We start from the raw sequence: 15,580 nt of genomic DNA, 5'->3' as shown, positions 1-15,580 counted from the left end.
CGCGAATTTGTCTCAAACTTGCCTCAATCGGCGGACAAAACTGGGTTTGTAACCAGTTTTAGGTCCGTTGACCTGAGGAGACCGAGATGAAAATGATCAAGCTTGCATGCGCCCTGAGTATTGGTGCCGCTCTGAGTGCTTGTGGTGGCGCAGATATCGTGAGCCGCGATGCGCCTTTTAGTGAACAACAACCGCCAAGGGCGACTTATTCGCAAACAGATGTGTCAATTGTATCTGAATCAAATGTTCGACGCACTGTCCGCACCGTTTCCGAACAAAAACAAGCGCCACGCACGATCCTGCCCGCAGCAATCCTGCGCCAGATCAACGTAGCTAAGGTGAACGTTAGCGTTCCGACGTCGCTGAAAGTCTCCGAAGCAAACCGGTATTACCCGAACGGTGATATCGTTTGGCGTGAAGACCCGATTGGCAACCGTCATGCGCAGGTGTCTAAGATCGTTCATGACGCGATGACCGCTGGCGTGTCCACGTTCCAAGGTCCGGTGCCTGTTCTTTTGGACATCGAAGTTGTCCGTTTCCACGCGCTGAGTGAAAAAGCGCGCTATACCGTGGGCGGCGATCACCACATCGTTTTCAAAATGGTACTGCGCGATGCCGCCACAGGTGAGTTCCTGTCAGAGCCGCGCCAGATCACAACCGACCTCGAAGCCTTTGGCGGTCAGCAGGCGATCAGTGCCGAGGCCCGTGGCCTGACCCAAAAGGTCCGTATCTCTGGCCATCTGGCCGAAGTTATTCGCCAAGAGATGACCGAACCCGCAGGTTATAAGAACGCTTCTTTCGGCTTCTACCAGCTGGTCAACAGAATCTAGGCTTTCCCTTCTCATGGGAACCGACTAGGGAAGGGCGCTATGACAGCGCCCTTTTCCACATCCGCCCCGCTCCCCGTTGTACGCCTTATGCCAAAGGCCAACGCGCGCGCCATTCGTCATGGTGCGCCTTGGGTTTATGCAAACGAGTTGGTCACAGACCGCCGCACCAAGGGGCTTGCCGCTGGTGCGATCGCGGTGCTGGAGGACAGCCTGCGCCAGCCTTTGGGGGTGGTGACGGTCAATCCGAACTCTAAAATCATTTGCCGTATGATGGATGCAGATCCCGAAGCGGTGATTGATCAGGCATGGATGGCCGGCCATTTGCGCCGCGCGCTGGCCCTGCGCGAGCGGATGTTTGACGCGCCTTTCTACCGTCTGGTCCATGCCGAAGGCGACGTGCTGCCCGGTGTGATTATCGACCGCTTTGGCGATACCTGCGTGATCCAGCCCAACGCCGCTTGGTCTGACGCGTTGATCGAGCCGCTGACCGCTGCTTTGATTGAGGTCACAGGCGTTAAAAATGTCCTGAAGAACGCCTCAGGCCGCACGCGCAGCCTTGAAGGGCTCGACGATGTGAGCGGCGTTCTGGCGGGCAAGGCGCCAGATGCGGCTGTGCCTGTTTTGATGAACGGTGCCACTTATATGGCGGACCTCACAGGGGGCCAAAAGACAGGTATTTTCTATGACCAGCGCCCCAACCACGCTTTTGCTGCGACACTGTCGCGCGGTGCGCGGGTGCTGGATGTGTTTTCCCATGTGGGGGGCTTTGGCCTTGCCGCAGTGGCAGGCGGCGCGGCTTCTGCGCTCTGCGTTGATGGATCGGCACCAGCGCTTGCCTTGGCCGAAGAAGGTGCGGCAGCGATGGGCGTTTCTGACCGTGTGAGCACCCGTCAGGGGGACGCATTTGACGTGCTTGCAGCCTTGCGCGCCGAAGGCGCCGAATTTGATGTCGTCATCTGCGACCCACCTGCCTTTGCCCCTGCAAAACCAGCCTTGGAAGCGGGTCTGCGTGCCTATGAACGTATCGCGCGGCTTGCGGCGCCTTTGGTCGCTGAGGGCGGCATTCTGGGGCTATGCTCATGCTCGCATGCGGCGGATCTGACGGCCTTCCGCAGCGCCTCTGTGCGCGGTGTTGGCCGTGCAGGGCGCCGACCCAGCCTGATCCACACAGGGTTTGCGGGCGCAGATCACCCGCAACTGCCCCAATTGGCCGAGACAGGGTATCTTAAATCCCTGTTCTTCCACCTGTAACCTCATGAAAATGCTGCTCGACGCCTGTGTAATCTATCCCACCGTCATGCGGGAGATGTTGCTGGGCGTCGCGCGCACGGGGGCCTACACGCCGCTGTGGTCAGACCGCATTCTGGAAGAATGGGCACTGGCCGCACGCAAGCTGGGCCCAGAGGGCGAAGCGATTGCGCGGGGCGAAGTGGCGATGCTGCAAGCAGCCTTTCCCAAGGCGTCTGTCCCACGTCACGCGGGGTTAGAGGCGCGGCTGTGGCTGCCTGATGCAAATGATATCCACGTTTTGGCAGCCGCGGTTCACGGCAATGCAGACGGCATTGTGACGATGAACGCCAAGGATTTCCCGCGCGGTATTCTGGCCGAAGAAGGGCTGAGCCGTAACGACCCTGACGCCTTTCTGCTGGGCCATTTCCAAGCCGCTCCAGAGGCCGTGAAACCCGTTGCCGAAGCTGTTCTAGCCGAGGCACGCCGCCTGTCGGGGGAGGATTGGACCCTGCGATCGTTGATGAAGAAAGCCCGCCTGCCGCGCCTTGGCAAGGCGCTGGTTTCTGATTGATGTTTTGGGTTAGGAATGGTCGGTAACTTGCTGGTTTAGCGTTCCCATTCTAGTTTCATCTTTTCCAGCGCGGCGATGCGATCCTTGGTATGGGGGTGGGTCAATAGCCACGCGGGCGGGCGCCCACCACCAGTTTGCGTCAGCGCATCCAGCTTTTCAAACAGTGAGATTTGCGGCGCAATGCCGATGCCGGCTTTGGTCAATAGCGCGGCCGCATAGGCGTCGGCCTCAAACTCATCACTGCGCGATAGTTTCGCCGCCAGCAGCGATGTCAGCCCATTAGCAATCCACACCCCAATGCCTGGGATAATACGGCTAAGCACCATGCCAAGCGCCGCGCGCATGGCGTTCTGGCCGGAAAAATCGATCATGCGGCGGCGCGAGTGGCCAAGGGCGACATGGCCCAGCTCATGGGCGATGACGCTGGCCAATTCATCGGCGGTGACCTCGCCAGCGCGGAATTTGTTATAGAAACCACGGGTGATGAAGATACGCCCGTCAGGGGCGGCAAGCCCGTTCACGGGCTCGATCTCATAAATATGCACCTTGATCCGCGCCAAATCCAGCGCATGGGCCATCTTGTTGCTCATCTCGACCAGTTCCGGGTCGGCCAATACGGTTGATTTTTCGTCCAGCTCACGCCCCGTGCGCCAAACGGAGAAACGATACATGGCCAGACCATAAAGAACGGCCAGCAGGATGGGGATGGTTTTGATCATGGGTTTAATATGGTGTTGATACGGGCAGGAGCAAGGGACTAATAGCTTAGTCCGCTCTGCGGACAGAGCGGTCGTTGAGTTTTCGGAGACCAATGTCAGCTTTGCTAGGAAAATGCCTCGCTTGTTGAATTTCTATGATGACTATTGATAAGCTTTTCTGACCAAACGAAACCGTTGCTTGCCTTGATTGCCATTTAAGCTGCCGTTCCCTGCATTGCCACGTTCATCTAGGTCAATTTGACCACCAAACAGCGGCTTTCCGTCAGCGCCATACTCAGTGAATTTCAGCCCCTTGCGGGTAGCCTCTGTAATTCTCAAACGGGTTTCTTTTTCCCATCGGATCCAGTTTGCGTGTACTGGCAACGTCCAAGAGTTCTTGTACAGTCGTGAGGGCGAAACTTCAGCTCAAACCCATCCTGCCTGACCCAACGAACCTGATTTCCGTCTTTATCCAAATAGGTAGTGAATACGGGACTTCCCGATGGCGACGAGCCGCGAAAACTCTCAATTACATACGAACGGCCCGCTTTCCCTCGAAAAACGTGGTGGATAAGGCCGCCTTGGCTTTGGTCGATGCTGGTGTAGTCGCCAGGCGATAAAGTTTCGGGCTTCCAGCGAATGCCTTCGGCAAAGGCAGCGTTTGACGCAAGTGCAACCAAAAAACCAAAAACAGTCGCAACTTTCATGGAACGTACCTTTTGCTAAATCTCAAAATACCAACCATGCTAATTGGACGGCTGCCGTCTCCAGACTTTGGTGCATCTTGCAGCATTTGTCAAAATGGCCACTAAGCGGACTTTTGTAATTTTTGCCCCAGATTGGTGCGGGCTACAAACTCGGCCAACCCAGCAAAACTCGCTGGATCTAGCGCGTGAGCGTCTTCATCCCGCGCGACAGGCCTTCCAGCGTCATGGGAACCATGGCCTCTTGGCCGAATATCTCTTGGATCATGGTGATTGACTGGGTGTAGGACCAGTATTTTTCAGGGATCGGATTGATCCAAAGGTTGGATTTCCACTGCTCGCGGGCGCGCTCCAGCCAGACAGAGCCGGCTTCGGGGTTCCAATGTTCATTCGCGCCGCCAGGGTAGGCGATCTCATAAGGGGACATGGAGGCATCGCCGACAAAGATGCAGCGGTAATCGGGGCCATAGGTGCGCAGGATTTCATGGGTGGGGGTCTGTGCATCCCAGCGGCGGCGGTTGTCGCGCCATACGCCCTCATAGAGGCAGTTGTGGAAGTAGAAGGATTCCATGTGCTTGAATTCGGATCGTGCGGCGCTGAACAGCTCTTCCACCACCTTAATGTGGGGGTCCATCGAGCCGCCAACATCCAAGAATAACAGCACCTTAACCGCATTGCGCCGCTCGGGGCGGGTTTTGACGTCAAGATAGCCCTGCTCGGCGGTCGAACGGATGGTGCCGCCCAAATCCAGCTCTTCGTTTGCGCCGTCGCGCGCCCAGCGGCGCAGGCGTTTCAGCGCGACCTTAATGTTACGCGTGCCCAGTTCGACTGTATCGTCGAGGTTCTTGAACTCGCGCTTGTCCCAGACCTTTACCGCGCGGCCGTGGCGACCTTCCTTTTGGCCAATGCGCACGCCTTCGGGGTTATAGCCATAAGCGCCAAAGGGCGAGGTGCCGCCGGTGCCGATCCATTTGTTACCGCCCTCATGGCGTTTTTCCTGTTCTTTCAGGCGCTCTTTGAGCGTCTCCATCAGCTTTTCAAAGCCGCCCATGGCTTCGATCTCGGCCTTTTCTTCCTCGGACAGGTGCTTTTCCGACATCTTTTTCAGCCACTCGGCAGGGATGTCCACCGCTTCAAGAACCTGCTCTATCGTTATGTTTTCCAATCCGGAAAACGCCGCCGAGAAGGCCTGATCGAATTTATCGATGTTGCGTTCATCCTTCACCATGGACACCCGCGCAAGGTAATAGAAGGCCTCGACATCATAGGTGGCAAGGCCCGCAGACATGCCATCTAGAAAGGCCAAAAATTCCCGCATGGAAACGGGAACTTTATGGGCGCGCAGGTGTTCAAAGAAGGGTAGAAACATTAGCTGACAATCCGGTCGATGATAACTGTCAGAAACATACCCACAATTAGAAACGCCATGCCATAGCCAGCTGCGTATTGAGCGATATCTTTGCGATTTCCGTTACGTTTCCGCGCGGTCATCCCGCCGATAATAGCGCCCAAAATCGCCAACCCGATTACAATCATACTCTAGCCCTTTGTGTTTGCGGGCTATCCTTTGAGCGGGTTGAGCGATGAAATCTCACGCAGCTTGGCCCGCACAGCCCAATCTGAGCCAAATCCGTACCGTGCCCATCCCAAACTGTCCATACGAACGGCTTTCGCTTCCGAGGGGCGGTTTTCCAGATCCAATGCCTCGGCGCGTAGCAGCAACAAAGTCGAAAGCAGGGCGGCATTTTCGTTTGCTCGGGCTGTTTCCACATGGGGGGCGATCAATTGCAACGCTTGGGCGCCTTGGCCCTGACTTACGGCAAAGGCCGAAAGTTGGGTGGCGACATAGGCCTGATGCAATTTGGTGCCCGGCGTCGCAGCATAATATTGTTTGGCTGCGGAATAGTGGCGCTGTGCTTCTTTCGGGTTATCACGTTGCAGAACGCGACCCATGGCGTAATGGGCAAAGGCGCGGCGCTGGTCCTGCCAACCCATTGCCTTGGCGATGCGCAAGGCTTCGGAGGCGCCTTCCAAACGTTCACTGCGCGATGAGGCTGGCCCAAGGGCACCTTCAATGGCTTTTTTCCACTGAATTGGTGTGCGGGTTGGGAAGTTGGCTGATGCTGCTTCGCCGCGCGGGTTAATCTGCCGTAGGATGTGGGGCAGGGTGGCTGCCACCTGTCCGCGTGACATACCGTTATGCAGCTGAGGCGAATAATAGGCCCGCAACATCAGCATATCGAAACCGGTCAACACGGTGTGGACGTTATCATCGTTAAAGACGGAATCTGGCAGACGATACAAATCGTTCAGCGGCCCAAGGGACTGGGCGACCTCTTCGTGCAGACAATCGCGCACTTCTTGTGGGCTGACGTCATTGGGCAGGAAAATTGCCAGTCGCTCTCGTTTGCGCAACAGGGACCAGTTGGCTTTTTTGGTTTTGCGCGCTTTGCGGTATTCGTCCAACGTGCTGACGTTGGGGGCGACAAAACATGCGGCCTGCGGCAATAGTTTGCGGATCTCTTTACGCGGCACGGCGTTGATCGTGATGTTGGCACGTGGGGCATTCACCTGCGAGATGTTGATCCGTGCCTCGGTGCGAAGGCGGTTCAAAAGGCGCGTTAGATCGTGCTGAAGGGAGGGGGGCTGTTGCCCCACAACTGTGACGGTTACAGGGCCTTCAAAACGGGTGAAAACGGGTAATTCACGGCCGCTTTCCAATTTGAAAGAAAGCTCGATAAAGTCCAACGCCAGATCATTGTTCGCCCGAACAGGGCCAGCATGATAGCTGTTGCTAAAGACCTTTACAGGCGGCAACGAGCTGTTTGCGATGGGCATTGCCCGTGAGACTTCGCTCACGTTGGTGGGGGTACAGGCGTTTAACGCCATTGCAAGGATGAGGGCAGCGCGCGATTTCATGTCAGCGCCACCTCTTGTGAGGAATTCATGTAGGTCGTTGAAAAGCGTGCAAAAAACACGCGCACAAACTGTGCGTTCTGGATACTCATAACTCTGCCTGCCTGCCCTTTTTGAGCTTCGATGGAGATCTTTTCGCCTCTCAACCTGTCCTCGGTAGGGAGCAATTAAGGCAAAATAGTGGCAATTTTTACGGAATGAGGCGCAGCTAGGGCTGAGGATGCGAAAAAGCCACAGTTTAGAAGGGGTTGCCTTACCAAGGGCGCCCTCACGTCAACCACGCGGCACGTGGTTCTTGGCGGACAATCCTGCCTTGGCCTTTAAAGGCGGCTAACAGCTGAAAAAGGGGAGAGAGAATAGGCCAAAACCTATGGGGTGCGGATATAGCGGTATGGCCGAAATCCGAAAATTCAGCGGCGCACCCCGAACCCGATAGATCGGTTTGCGCCGCTGGTAACGTCTTAGCGTCCGCCGCGCGCCATAAAGGCGAGGCGTTCAAACAGATGCACGTCCTGTTCGTTCTTGAGCAAGGCGCCATGCAGTTTGGGCAGGGCAGAGGCGCCATCGGATTTCAGGTCTTTGGCCTCCATGTCTTCGGCCAGCAGCAGCTTGAGCCAGTCGATGACCTCGGAGGTTGATGGTTTCTTTTTCAAACCCTGCTGGTCGCGGATTTCGTAGAATTGGGTCAACGCGGTGGTCAGGAGCTCGGATTTGATCCCAGGGTGGTGGACTTCGACAATCTTTTTCAGCGTCTCCATGTCGGGAAACTGGATATAGTGGAAGAAGCAGCGGCGCAGGAACGCGTCTGGCAGCTCTTTTTCGTTGTTCGAAGTAATGATCACAATCGGGCGCACGGCCGCTTTGATGGTTTCGCCCGTTTCATAGACGTGGAATTCCATTTTATCGAGCTCTTGCAGCAAGTCGTTTGGAAACTCGATATCCGCTTTGTCGATCTCATCAATCAGCAGAACCACTTTCTCGCCCGCCTCAAAGGCTTCCCATAGTTTACCTTTGCGGATGTAGTTGGAAACATCATGCACGCGCTCGTCGCCCAACTGGCTATCGCGCAGGCGGCTTACGGCGTCATATTCATACAGGCCCTGCTGTGCGCGGGTTGTCGATTTGATGTTCCATTCGATCATCCGCAGGCCCAAAGCCGCAGAAACCTGACGGGCCAATTCTGTCTTGCCTGTGCCGGGTTCGCCTTTCACCAAAAGAGGGCGTTCCAGCTGCACGGCAGCATTCACCGCAATTTTCAGATCATCGGTCGCGACATAGTCAGCGGTACCTTGGAATTTCATATCGTTATCAACTTTCTAGTGCATACACTTTGCATGGTTCGATCGCGATAATAACGCGTGATTGTGTAGTGACAATCTCTCATCCGTCCTATAGACCCCGCGCCAAGGGAGATGTCGTGATAGGGTACTCCGCACGGCATTGTCGAAAACCTCCGAGGGGATAGACAAAGTGAAACAGGAAAACTTTTTGCCGGATGACTATCGTCCAACCGACGACGAGCCATTCATGAATGACAGGCAGGTCGAGTATTTCCGCCGCAAGTTGTTGGATTGGAAAGCGGAACTGCTGGAGGGCAGCCGCGACACAATCGAGACGCTTCAGGATGGAACGCGCAATATTCCGGATGTTACGGATCGCGCTTCGGAAGAAACCGACCGCGCGCTGGAACTGCGTACACGTGATCGTGCGCGCAAATTGGTCAGCAAAATTGACGCTGCGTTACGGCGCATTGAGGAAGATGAATTCGGCTATTGCTCGGTCACGGGTGACCCGATTTCTCTAAAACGTCTGGATGCGCGTCCAATCGCAACGATGAGCCTTGAGGCGCAAGAGCGTCACGAGCGCCGCGAAAAAGTACACCGCGACGATTGATCGCCAGTACAGGCCAAGTTGGGCATAACCTGCCGTGATTTGGAGAGAATATTGGGCGCCGCAGTGCAAGCTGTGGCGTCTTTTCATTATGGGGGAGGTCATGATGGGTGTGAGTAACGCAATAGTAATCGGGGCAGGCATCGGCGGTCTGACGGCGGCGATCGCACTGGCGCGAGGGGGCGTGGCCGTTACCGTCCTAGAGCAGGCCCCAGAGATCCGCGAAGTTGGCGCGGGGTTACAGATAAGCCCGAACGGGCTGGCCGTGTTGCGCGCGCTTGGGCTGGAAAAGCGTTTGACGGATCGCGGTGCAGTAAAGGGCAAGGCCGTTGTGATGCGGGCCTTTGACAATGCCAGCGACGTTGCCCGCCTTGACCTGACCCGTTTACCCAGCGATCAAACCTACTACTTTATGCATCGCGCTGATTTGATTGATGTTTTGGCACGCGCCGCGCGCGAGCAGAATGTCTCGTTCGAGATGGGCGTGCAGGTGCAATCGGTTCGCGGTGGCGATATTCCCGAACTCACCCTTAGTGACGGGACCACCCGCCGTGCGGAACTGATTGTAGGGGCCGATGGCATCCATTCACCTACACGCAAAACGCTGAACGGCGCGGATGAGGCATTTTTCACGGGGCAAGTTGCATGGCGTGCCACCGTGCCAAACCATTTCGATCACCCAGACGTGGCCATGGTCACCATGGGAAGCAAACGTCATTTGGTGAGCTACCCGTTGCGGGGCGGCGACAGGGTCAACCTCGTCGCGGTGGAAGAGCGCAGCGATTGGGCGGATGAGGGATGGAACCACACGGATGATCCTGCCAATCTGCGTGCTGCCTTTGCCGAATTTGAAGGTGCCGCGGGGGAGATGATCAATGCGGTAACCGAAACAACGCTCTGGGGCCTGCACCGTCACCCTGTGGCTGATGTCTGGCAGCAGGGGGGCGTGGCCCTGCTGGGCGATGCTGCTCACCCAACGCTGCCGTTTTTGGCGCAGGGCGCAAATATGGCGCTAGAGGATGCATGGGTTTTGGCCGATCACGTCCTAAAGGGCGGGGTTGCTGCCCTTCCTGCCTATCAGGCGGCGCGTAAACCACGGGTAACCCGTGTGATCAAAGCGGCCGAGGGCAATGCGTGGCGTTACCACTTGCGCCCTGGGCCGCTGCGCTTGGCCGCGCATACGGTGCTGCGTTTAGGGAGCCGTTTCGCGCCCAAGCGGATGTTGGGCGCGTTTGACTGGCTTTATGGGGTGGATGTCACCCAGCAGCGTTAGGTCACTTTGCGCGAGAGACCATGCCGAATAGATCGCGCGGATCATCAGGGTCTGCCAGCATGTCCAGCGGCGTGAAAAAGGACGTATCCTTGATCGCATCACGCACATAGCACAGCGCCGAGAAATCCTCGATCGCGAAGCCGACACTGTCAAACAGGGTGATCTGTTTGTCGTCCTTGCGCCCCTGTGCCGCGCCTGTGATGACCTCCCACAGTTCGGTGACAGGGTGGTCATCGTCTAGTTGCTGGATTTCGCCCTCGATGCGGGTTTGTTCGGGATATTCCACAAAGATTTCAGAGCGGTGCAGGATCGCTGGGGCCAGTTCTGTCTTGCCCGGGCAGTCACCGCCAATGGCGTTGATGTGCACGCCAGCGCCAACCATATTGTCGGTCAGGATAGTGGCGTATTGTTTGTCAGCGGTGCAGGTGGTGATGATCTGCGCGCCCAAAATCGCCTCTTCGGCGGTTGCGCAGCTGACCACCCGCAGGCCAGTACCTTCGAGGTTGCGCGCGCATTTGGCGGTGGCGGCAGGGTCTACATCATAGAGGCGGACTTCTTTCAGGCCCAGAATTGCCTGCATGGCTAGGCTTTGGAATTCGGATTGTGCGCCATTGCCGATCATGGCCATCACTTCTGATCCTTTAGGTGCCAGAATTTTGGCCGCCAATGCGGATGTTGCTGCGGTGCGCAGTGCCGTGAGGATGGTCATTTCAGAGAAAAGAACGGGATAGCCCGTGGCCACATCCGACAGCAGGCCAAAGGCCGTGACCGTCTGCAGCCCGTCTTTGGTGTTATCTGGGTGGCCGTTGACGTATTTGAATCCGTAAACATCCCCATCCGAAGTCGGCATCAGCTCGATCACGCCAACATCGGAATGCGAGGCGACCCGCGGTGTTTTGTCAAACAGGGGCCAGCGGTGGAAATCCTGTTCGATCCGGTCGCAGATGCCTTGCAGCATGGGCGCGATCCCGATGTGGTGGATCAGCTGCATCATGTGATCGACGCTGACAAAAGGAACAAGGGCTTTTTGGGAGGGTTGTGTCATAATACTCATCTTTCAGAAAATGCGGGAAAGGCTCAGCCCCGCAAGGCGCCGAGCCTTTGGCAAAGAAGGGGGAAGCGTTAGAAGGCGCGGGTAGGGCGATCAAACACGTTGCGCCCCATGGCAGAGGCGGCCAGATCGACCAACAGCTCGGCGGTGCGGCCGCGTTCGTCCATAAACGGGTTCAGCTCAACCAGATCGAGCGAGGTCATCAACCCGCTGTCGTTGATCATCTCCATGACCAGATGCCCTTCGCGTACGGTTGCACCCCCGGGAACAGTGGTGCCAACAGCGGGGGCAACAGCAGGGTCGAGGAAATCCACATCCAGCGACACATGCAACATGCCGTTCGCAGCCGTCACACGATCCAGAAACGCGCCAAGCGGGCGGGCGATGCCTGTTTCATCGATTTCGCGCATATCAACGCGGGTGATTGCGGTGTCTTGCAGCGCTTCGCGCTCTGCCGGATCAACGGAGCGCAGGCCGATCATCGCGATGTTTTCATAAGGAAGAGGCGCGGGCAGGGCGGGCCAATCCGGAAAGGCGCTGCGCCCTGTGACATAGCCCATAGGCGTGCCGTGCAAATTGCCGCTATCGGTGCTTTCTAATGTGTGGAAATCGCTATGGGCATCCAGCCAAAGCACAAACAAAGGGCGCTCTTGGCGGGCGGCGTGACGCATCGCGCCCAGAACCGTTCCTGCAGCCAGCGCGTGATCTCCTCCCATCGTGATGGGCAACCCTTGGTCAAAGGCGGTCTCGGTGGCATCGGCCAGTGCATGTGTCCATGCAATGGTTTCCGACAGGCGGTGCAATTTGGGGTGTGGAGCATCTGTGAAAGGGGCAGGTGCGATATTACCGATGTCGGTGACACGGTGCCCAAGGCTGCTCAAAGCTTCGGCAAGGCCAGCTGTGCGCAAGGCGTCTGGGCCCATTATACAGCCACGACGTGTCTTGCCGCAATCCAGTGGGGCGCCTTGTAAGATACAGTGATGTGGTTTCATGAAAAGCCTCTTTCGCTACAGATTATTCTTTATAACTTGGTAAAATGGATTGTTAGTAGCATGCAATTTGGCCATAATGTTTACAGTTTGACCAAATTGGATAGAAAAATGGACGATATGGATCACCAGCTGATCGGCGCGTTGCGCCATGATGCGCGCGCGTCTTTGTCTGATCTTGCTGCGCGGTTAGGGGTGTCACGTACAACCCTAAGGGCACGGTTGTCGCGCCTTCAAAACCGCGGCGATATTGTCGGGTTTTCTGTCATCACCCGCGCGGATGTTGCGCAGGATCCTGTGCGCGGGTTGATGATGATCGGGATTGAGGGGCGCGGCACAGAGCGTATCAAACGCCAGCTGTCCGCCATGGCCGAGCTGCGAGCGGTGCATTCTACCAACGGGCGTTGGGATTTGATCGTCGAAATTGGCACTTCCACTTTGGCCGAGCTGGACATCGTGCTGGGGCGGATACGCAATCTGGACGGTGTGGCGAGTTCGGAAACCAGCCTGCTGTTAAGCACACAAAAGGTTGGCTAGCCGCGGCGCGCCGCCGCCACCCAGACCACAGCCAAACCAACAGATAGGATCGCGTTCCAACCTGCCATGCTGATCCCTGCCATTTGCCAAGGGATGTCATCGCAACGCACCAGTGGCGCGGCGAGAATCTGGTTCAGCAGGTCTTCGGCGCTGACATTGGACACACCCGATGAGGTGCAGCTGGTTGGCCCTTCCCACCAGCCTTGCTCGACTCCGACGTGGTAGGCGGCGATGCCTGCCGTGCTCAGCGCAGCGATCGCGCCCAGCCAAGCAAGGCGTATCTCTCCCGTGAGAACAATCAGGGCGCCAATCAGCGCCGCAGCCGCATGGGGCCAACGCTGCCAGAGGCACAGTTTGCACGGGGGCATGCCACCAATATGTTGAAAGGCGTAAGCCCCCAGCAAAACAGCAGCCGAGCCGATTGCAGCCAGAAGAACCAGACGTTTCACAGGAATTTCACCACGAAAAAGCCCCCGATGAGCAGCGCAAGCGCAAGGGTGAACATAAGGGGAAGGCGTTTTTCAATGAAATCACGAATAGGTGCACCAAATTTCCACAGCAGCAGCGCAACGATAAAGAAGCGCAACCCCCGTGCAAGGATAGATGTTGCAATAAATGTGCCCAGCGGCATCGCGGTCCAACCCGACATGATCGTAATGACCTTATAAGGGAAGGGGGTGATCCCTGCCGCCAGAACGGCCCAGAAGCCCAGATCGTTAAATCGTGTGGCAAATTCAGCCATCGAATCCGCTTTGCCAAGGGAGTTGAGGATCGGTTCGCCCAAAGCCTCAAACGCCAAAGCGCCAATGGCATAGCCCAGCATCCCCCCCAAAACGGAGGCGACCAGCGCAACCCCAGCAATCAAAAACGCGCGGCTAGGGCGGGCAATGATCATCGGGATCATGATAATATCTGGCGGGATCGGAAAGACCGAGCTTTCGATAAAGGCCACAAATGCAAGCACCCAAAGGGCGTGGCGGTGATCGGCTAGACCAAGTGTCCAGTCATATAGGCGTTGGATCATGGGGGCTGCTCCGTGTTTTTAACGTCAACACCACGTGAAGCGTTTCAGGTCAAGGGAGCGCGAAAGGGCAAAGCAGAGAAAAAGGCTTCGATTTGGGCTTGCCCACCGCGAAAGCTCAGGCTACATCACCCCTCAGTGCCCAAGTGGCGGAATGGTAGACGCAGGAGATTCAAAATCTCCCGCCGCGAGGCGTGCCGGTTCGAGTCCGGCCTTGGGTACCAACCTGACGTGTTCAGGTCTCCGTTTTTTTTAAAAAAATCCGCTTGACGCTATTTGGGCTTTTTAAGGCCTAGATGTGGTTACGGTTGTTTCTGTGGAACAGAAGTTTGAGCGCGGTTGATGCCGTTAACTAAAATCCGTTGTTTTACAGTGCGATCCAATAAGCGTGAATTGCGAAGGCAAAGCTGCGAAAGCGTAAAGCCGTTTGATTCGTTGAATTGTGGCGGACCTTACGTCAAGTTTGGCCAATTTCCCCGTTTCAATTGGATTGGTTCCGAGCTGTAAACAAGCAAATGTGACGGGCGGCGGAGAGCTGCCTGTCAAATGGGGCAAGCTGGTGTTTCGGAGATGGAAACACTGGGTGCACGGATTGGTTGTGTGGGTTTTGTTGGAACTGTCCTAAACCCCCTGTCTTTATGGGCGAACGCCCATAAACGCTGTTCAGGAAATGGAAACAGTCTTCACTTTTGGCGGGAAGGGCAGCTTGTCTGACTTAAAAAAGCGACGCAACGTGGGCCCGTTCGTGACACTTTTCAAACATTTTTCCCTTTGTGCGCCATATTTTAAAAGGTATCAATTGAGTTGCCCAACTGGGGGGCGACGATAATTTGGTCCGGGGGCGGCCGCACATTGACTGCATTATATGGTGCAGGAGAGGTGTAGGGCGCATGTTTGCGACTGCTGCACATAGAACTTTGAAGCATCTTCTATGTTTCTTAGTTTGGCCATAATTTGGCCTGTCTCTCCCTCCATCACTGGCGCTGCTGTGTGCGTGTTGATTTCGGACCAGTTTCGAACCTCACGGGGTTCAAGAGTATGAATGGAGACGAACATGAAAACGTGTTGTGCTTTAAAACGATATATGACGGGCCTATCGAGGGCGACCGTCAGTCTTCGGCATACCTTTGGTAACCTCACAGATTACACATCTTCCCATCCGGCCGCGACCCGCGCCGCGCGTGTTGCTGCATAGGAGCAAAAAACATGATCAGAACTATCGACTTTAATAATCTCGCCACTGGTGAAAACGTAACCAACCAATATGAAGACATTGGTGTAACGGTTTCTGCTGTTGCAAATGGATCTGGTGTAGATCAGGCCATGATTTTTGATTCAAACAACCCCACGGGCGGGGATGATGATCTGGCGACAGATAATCTGGACAATGTGTTGATCATTTCCGAAGACGGTGACTCATCTGATCCGGATGACAACGCGGCAGGCGGCACATTCACTTTTGAATTTGACAACGCGGTGTCGATCAAATCCCTGACGTTCCTTGACTTGGAACAGCCAGCTACAATGTTGTTCTTTGGCGAAGACGGGTCGCTGTTGAGCGAGCAAACTGTGCCTGTAAACGGTGACAACGGCCAATCGGTTGTTCAGTTGTTTGTCCCTGGTACGGTTCGCTTTGAAATCCAGCTGCAAACCTCGGGTGCTATTGATAACCTTGTGTTTGAAGATAACACACCTATCACGGATGGGGATGGTATCGTCTCTGGTGATGATGGTGCAGACGTTATTGATCTGGACTATACGGGCGACCCTGATGGTGACCGGATTGATGCAAGCGATGCGTTGATCGCTGGCGAAGCCCCAGAAGACGATATAGTTGACGCGTTGGGCGGCAACGACACGATCACTTCCT

Annotated in this window: 17 protein-coding genes, 1 tRNA gene and 1 pseudogene; 8 read left to right on the top strand and 11 right to left on the bottom strand. The window is 56.0% G+C overall.

All coding sequences use genetic code 11. The features are described from left to right. The first annotated feature begins 86 nt into the window (after positions 1 to 86). The 3 genes from Z948_RS0100940 to Z948_RS0100930 are packed head-to-tail and all read left to right on the top strand — an operon-like array spanning position 87 to position 2,631. Entirely contained in the window at positions 87 to 830 is a 744-nt protein-coding gene (locus Z948_RS0100940) for a DUF6778 family protein (RefSeq protein ID WP_025057703.1), read from the top strand. A 39-nt stretch (positions 831 to 869) separates the two neighbouring features. Then, the gene (locus tag Z948_RS0100935; protein ID WP_025057702.1) at positions 870 to 2,081 is read left to right on the top strand and encodes an RSP_2647 family RNA methyltransferase; all 1,212 of its coding nucleotides are present in this window, start codon (positions 870 to 872) and stop codon (positions 2,079 to 2,081) included. 4 nt (positions 2,082 to 2,085) lie between these two features. Next, positions 2,086 to 2,631, top strand: a complete 546-nt coding sequence (locus Z948_RS0100930; RefSeq protein WP_025057701.1) for an RSP_2648 family PIN domain-containing protein — start codon at positions 2,086 to 2,088, stop codon at positions 2,629 to 2,631. A gap of 35 nt (positions 2,632 to 2,666) precedes the next feature. Here Z948_RS0100930 and Z948_RS0100925 read toward each other — a convergent pair whose 3' ends face one another. The 7 genes from Z948_RS0100925 to Z948_RS0100890 all read right to left on the bottom strand — a co-directional run bounded on the left by Z948_RS0100925 (position 2,667) and on the right by Z948_RS0100890 (position 8,250). Further along, positions 2,667 to 3,350: a M48 family metallopeptidase gene (locus Z948_RS0100925; protein ID WP_025057700.1), complete on the bottom strand. Its 684-nt coding sequence runs from the start codon at positions 3,348 to 3,350 to the stop codon at positions 2,667 to 2,669. Positions 3,351 to 3,491: 141 nt separating this feature from the next. Further along, the gene (locus tag Z948_RS18855) at positions 3,492 to 3,668 is read right to left on the bottom strand and encodes a hypothetical protein (RefSeq protein ID WP_156023549.1); all 177 of its coding nucleotides are present in this window, start codon (positions 3,666 to 3,668) and stop codon (positions 3,492 to 3,494) included. After that, on the bottom strand, positions 3,665 to 4,036 hold the full coding sequence (locus Z948_RS0100915; RefSeq protein ID WP_025057699.1) for a hypothetical protein: 372 nt from the start codon (positions 4,034 to 4,036) through the stop codon (positions 3,665 to 3,667). The genes Z948_RS18855 and Z948_RS0100915 overlap by 4 nt, the downstream gene beginning before the upstream one ends. A gap of 178 nt (positions 4,037 to 4,214) precedes the next feature. Next, complete coding sequence (locus Z948_RS0100910; protein ID WP_025057698.1) at positions 4,215 to 5,402, bottom strand: vWA domain-containing protein; 1,188 nt, start codon at positions 5,400 to 5,402, stop codon at positions 4,215 to 4,217. Then, positions 5,402 to 5,569 (bottom strand): hypothetical protein, encoded by a 168-nt coding sequence (locus tag Z948_RS0100905; protein ID WP_025057697.1) that lies wholly within the window; start codon positions 5,567 to 5,569, stop codon positions 5,402 to 5,404. Before Z948_RS0100905 ends, Z948_RS0100910 begins: the two co-directional genes overlap by 1 nt. 24 nt (positions 5,570 to 5,593) lie before the next feature. Beyond that, on the bottom strand, positions 5,594 to 6,952 hold the full coding sequence (locus tag Z948_RS0100900) for a DUF2927 domain-containing protein (RefSeq protein WP_025057696.1): 1,359 nt from the start codon (positions 6,950 to 6,952) through the stop codon (positions 5,594 to 5,596). 458 nt (positions 6,953 to 7,410) lie between these two features. Further along, entirely contained in the window at positions 7,411 to 8,250 is an 840-nt protein-coding gene (locus tag Z948_RS0100890) for an AAA family ATPase (protein WP_025057695.1), read from the bottom strand. A 169-nt stretch (positions 8,251 to 8,419) separates the two neighbouring features. On the opposite strand from Z948_RS0100890, the gene dksA reads away from it, so the two are divergent. Both dksA and Z948_RS0100880 read left to right on the top strand, forming a co-directional pair. Beyond that, the gene (gene dksA / locus Z948_RS0100885; RefSeq protein ID WP_025057694.1) at positions 8,420 to 8,842 is read left to right on the top strand and encodes an RNA polymerase-binding protein DksA; all 423 of its coding nucleotides are present in this window, start codon (positions 8,420 to 8,422) and stop codon (positions 8,840 to 8,842) included. A gap of 103 nt (positions 8,843 to 8,945) precedes the next feature. After that, positions 8,946 to 10,112 (top strand): FAD-dependent monooxygenase, encoded by a 1,167-nt coding sequence (locus Z948_RS0100880; protein ID WP_025057693.1) that lies wholly within the window; start codon positions 8,946 to 8,948, stop codon positions 10,110 to 10,112. 1 nt (position 10,113) lies between these two features. Here Z948_RS0100880 and Z948_RS0100875 read toward each other — a convergent pair whose 3' ends face one another. Together Z948_RS0100875 and rocF are read right to left on the bottom strand one after the other, a co-directional pair. After that, positions 10,114 to 11,157, bottom strand: a complete 1,044-nt coding sequence (locus Z948_RS0100875) for an ornithine cyclodeaminase (RefSeq protein ID WP_025057692.1) — start codon at positions 11,155 to 11,157, stop codon at positions 10,114 to 10,116. Positions 11,158 to 11,234: 77 nt separating this feature from the next. Further along, positions 11,235 to 12,155: an arginase gene (gene rocF, locus Z948_RS0100870; RefSeq protein ID WP_025057691.1), complete on the bottom strand. Its 921-nt coding sequence runs from the start codon at positions 12,153 to 12,155 to the stop codon at positions 11,235 to 11,237. A gap of 108 nt (positions 12,156 to 12,263) precedes the next feature. On the opposite strand from rocF, the gene Z948_RS0100865 reads away from it, so the two are divergent. Next, on the top strand, positions 12,264 to 12,689 hold the full coding sequence (locus Z948_RS0100865; RefSeq protein WP_025057690.1) for an Lrp/AsnC family transcriptional regulator: 426 nt from the start codon (positions 12,264 to 12,266) through the stop codon (positions 12,687 to 12,689). Here the strand turns inward: Z948_RS0100865 and Z948_RS0100860 are convergent. Then, positions 12,686 to 13,138, bottom strand: coding sequence for a disulfide bond formation protein B (locus Z948_RS0100860; RefSeq protein ID WP_025057689.1), 453 nt, complete (start codon positions 13,136 to 13,138; stop codon positions 12,686 to 12,688). The genes Z948_RS0100865 and Z948_RS0100860 overlap by 4 nt on opposite strands. Beyond that, positions 13,135 to 13,713 (bottom strand): YqaA family protein, encoded by a 579-nt coding sequence (locus Z948_RS0100855; protein ID WP_025057688.1) that lies wholly within the window; start codon positions 13,711 to 13,713, stop codon positions 13,135 to 13,137. The genes Z948_RS0100860 and Z948_RS0100855 overlap by 4 nt, the downstream gene beginning before the upstream one ends. A gap of 137 nt (positions 13,714 to 13,850) precedes the next feature. Here Z948_RS0100855 and Z948_RS0100850 point away from each other — a divergent pair. Beyond that, positions 13,851 to 13,934 (top strand) — tRNA-Leu (locus tag Z948_RS0100850). A 982-nt stretch (positions 13,935 to 14,916) separates the two neighbouring features. Further along, a pseudogene (locus tag Z948_RS17730) lies at positions 14,917 to 15,580 on the top strand (Hint domain-containing protein); the annotation flags it as partial.

The sequence above is a fragment of the Sulfitobacter donghicola DSW-25 = KCTC 12864 = JCM 14565 genome, from assembly GCF_000622405.1.
Lineage (GTDB): Bacteria > Pseudomonadota > Alphaproteobacteria > Rhodobacterales > Rhodobacteraceae > Sulfitobacter > Sulfitobacter donghicola.
This window is presented reverse-complemented; position numbering and strand designations above follow the sequence as displayed.

What these genes read in the sequence shown, in the direction of transcription:
- Z948_RS0100910 (WP_025057698.1), bottom strand. Translation starts at nt 5,402, where the DNA reads ATGTTTCTACCCTTCTTTGAACACCTGCGCGCCCATAAAGTTCCCGTT.
- Z948_RS0100930 (WP_025057701.1), top strand. Translation starts at nt 2,086, where the DNA reads ATGAAAATGCTGCTCGACGCCTGTGTAATCTATCCCACCGTCATGCGG.
- Z948_RS0100890 (WP_025057695.1), bottom strand. Translation starts at nt 8,250, where the DNA reads ATGAAATTCCAAGGTACCGCTGACTATGTCGCGACCGATGATCTGAAA.
- Z948_RS0100925 (WP_025057700.1), bottom strand. Translation starts at nt 3,350, where the DNA reads ATGATCAAAACCATCCCCATCCTGCTGGCCGTTCTTTATGGTCTGGCC.
- Z948_RS0100900 (WP_025057696.1), bottom strand. Translation starts at nt 6,952, where the DNA reads ATGAAATCGCGCGCTGCCCTCATCCTTGCAATGGCGTTAAACGCCTGT.
- Z948_RS0100875 (WP_025057692.1), bottom strand. Translation starts at nt 11,157, where the DNA reads ATGACACAACCCTCCCAAAAAGCCCTTGTTCCTTTTGTCAGCGTCGAT.
- Z948_RS0100880 (WP_025057693.1), top strand. Translation starts at nt 8,946, where the DNA reads ATGGGTGTGAGTAACGCAATAGTAATCGGGGCAGGCATCGGCGGTCTG.
- Z948_RS0100935 (WP_025057702.1), top strand. Translation starts at nt 870, where the DNA reads ATGACAGCGCCCTTTTCCACATCCGCCCCGCTCCCCGTTGTACGCCTT.
- Z948_RS0100865 (WP_025057690.1), top strand. Translation starts at nt 12,264, where the DNA reads ATGGACGATATGGATCACCAGCTGATCGGCGCGTTGCGCCATGATGCG.
- Z948_RS0100915 (WP_025057699.1), bottom strand. Translation starts at nt 4,036, where the DNA reads ATGAAAGTTGCGACTGTTTTTGGTTTTTTGGTTGCACTTGCGTCAAAC.
- Z948_RS0100905 (WP_025057697.1), bottom strand. Translation starts at nt 5,569, where the DNA reads ATGATTGTAATCGGGTTGGCGATTTTGGGCGCTATTATCGGCGGGATG.
- rocF (WP_025057691.1), bottom strand. Translation starts at nt 12,155, where the DNA reads ATGAAACCACATCACTGTATCTTACAAGGCGCCCCACTGGATTGCGGC.
- Z948_RS0100940 (WP_025057703.1), top strand. Translation starts at nt 87, where the DNA reads ATGAAAATGATCAAGCTTGCATGCGCCCTGAGTATTGGTGCCGCTCTG.
- Z948_RS0100855 (WP_025057688.1), bottom strand. Translation starts at nt 13,713, where the DNA reads ATGATCCAACGCCTATATGACTGGACACTTGGTCTAGCCGATCACCGC.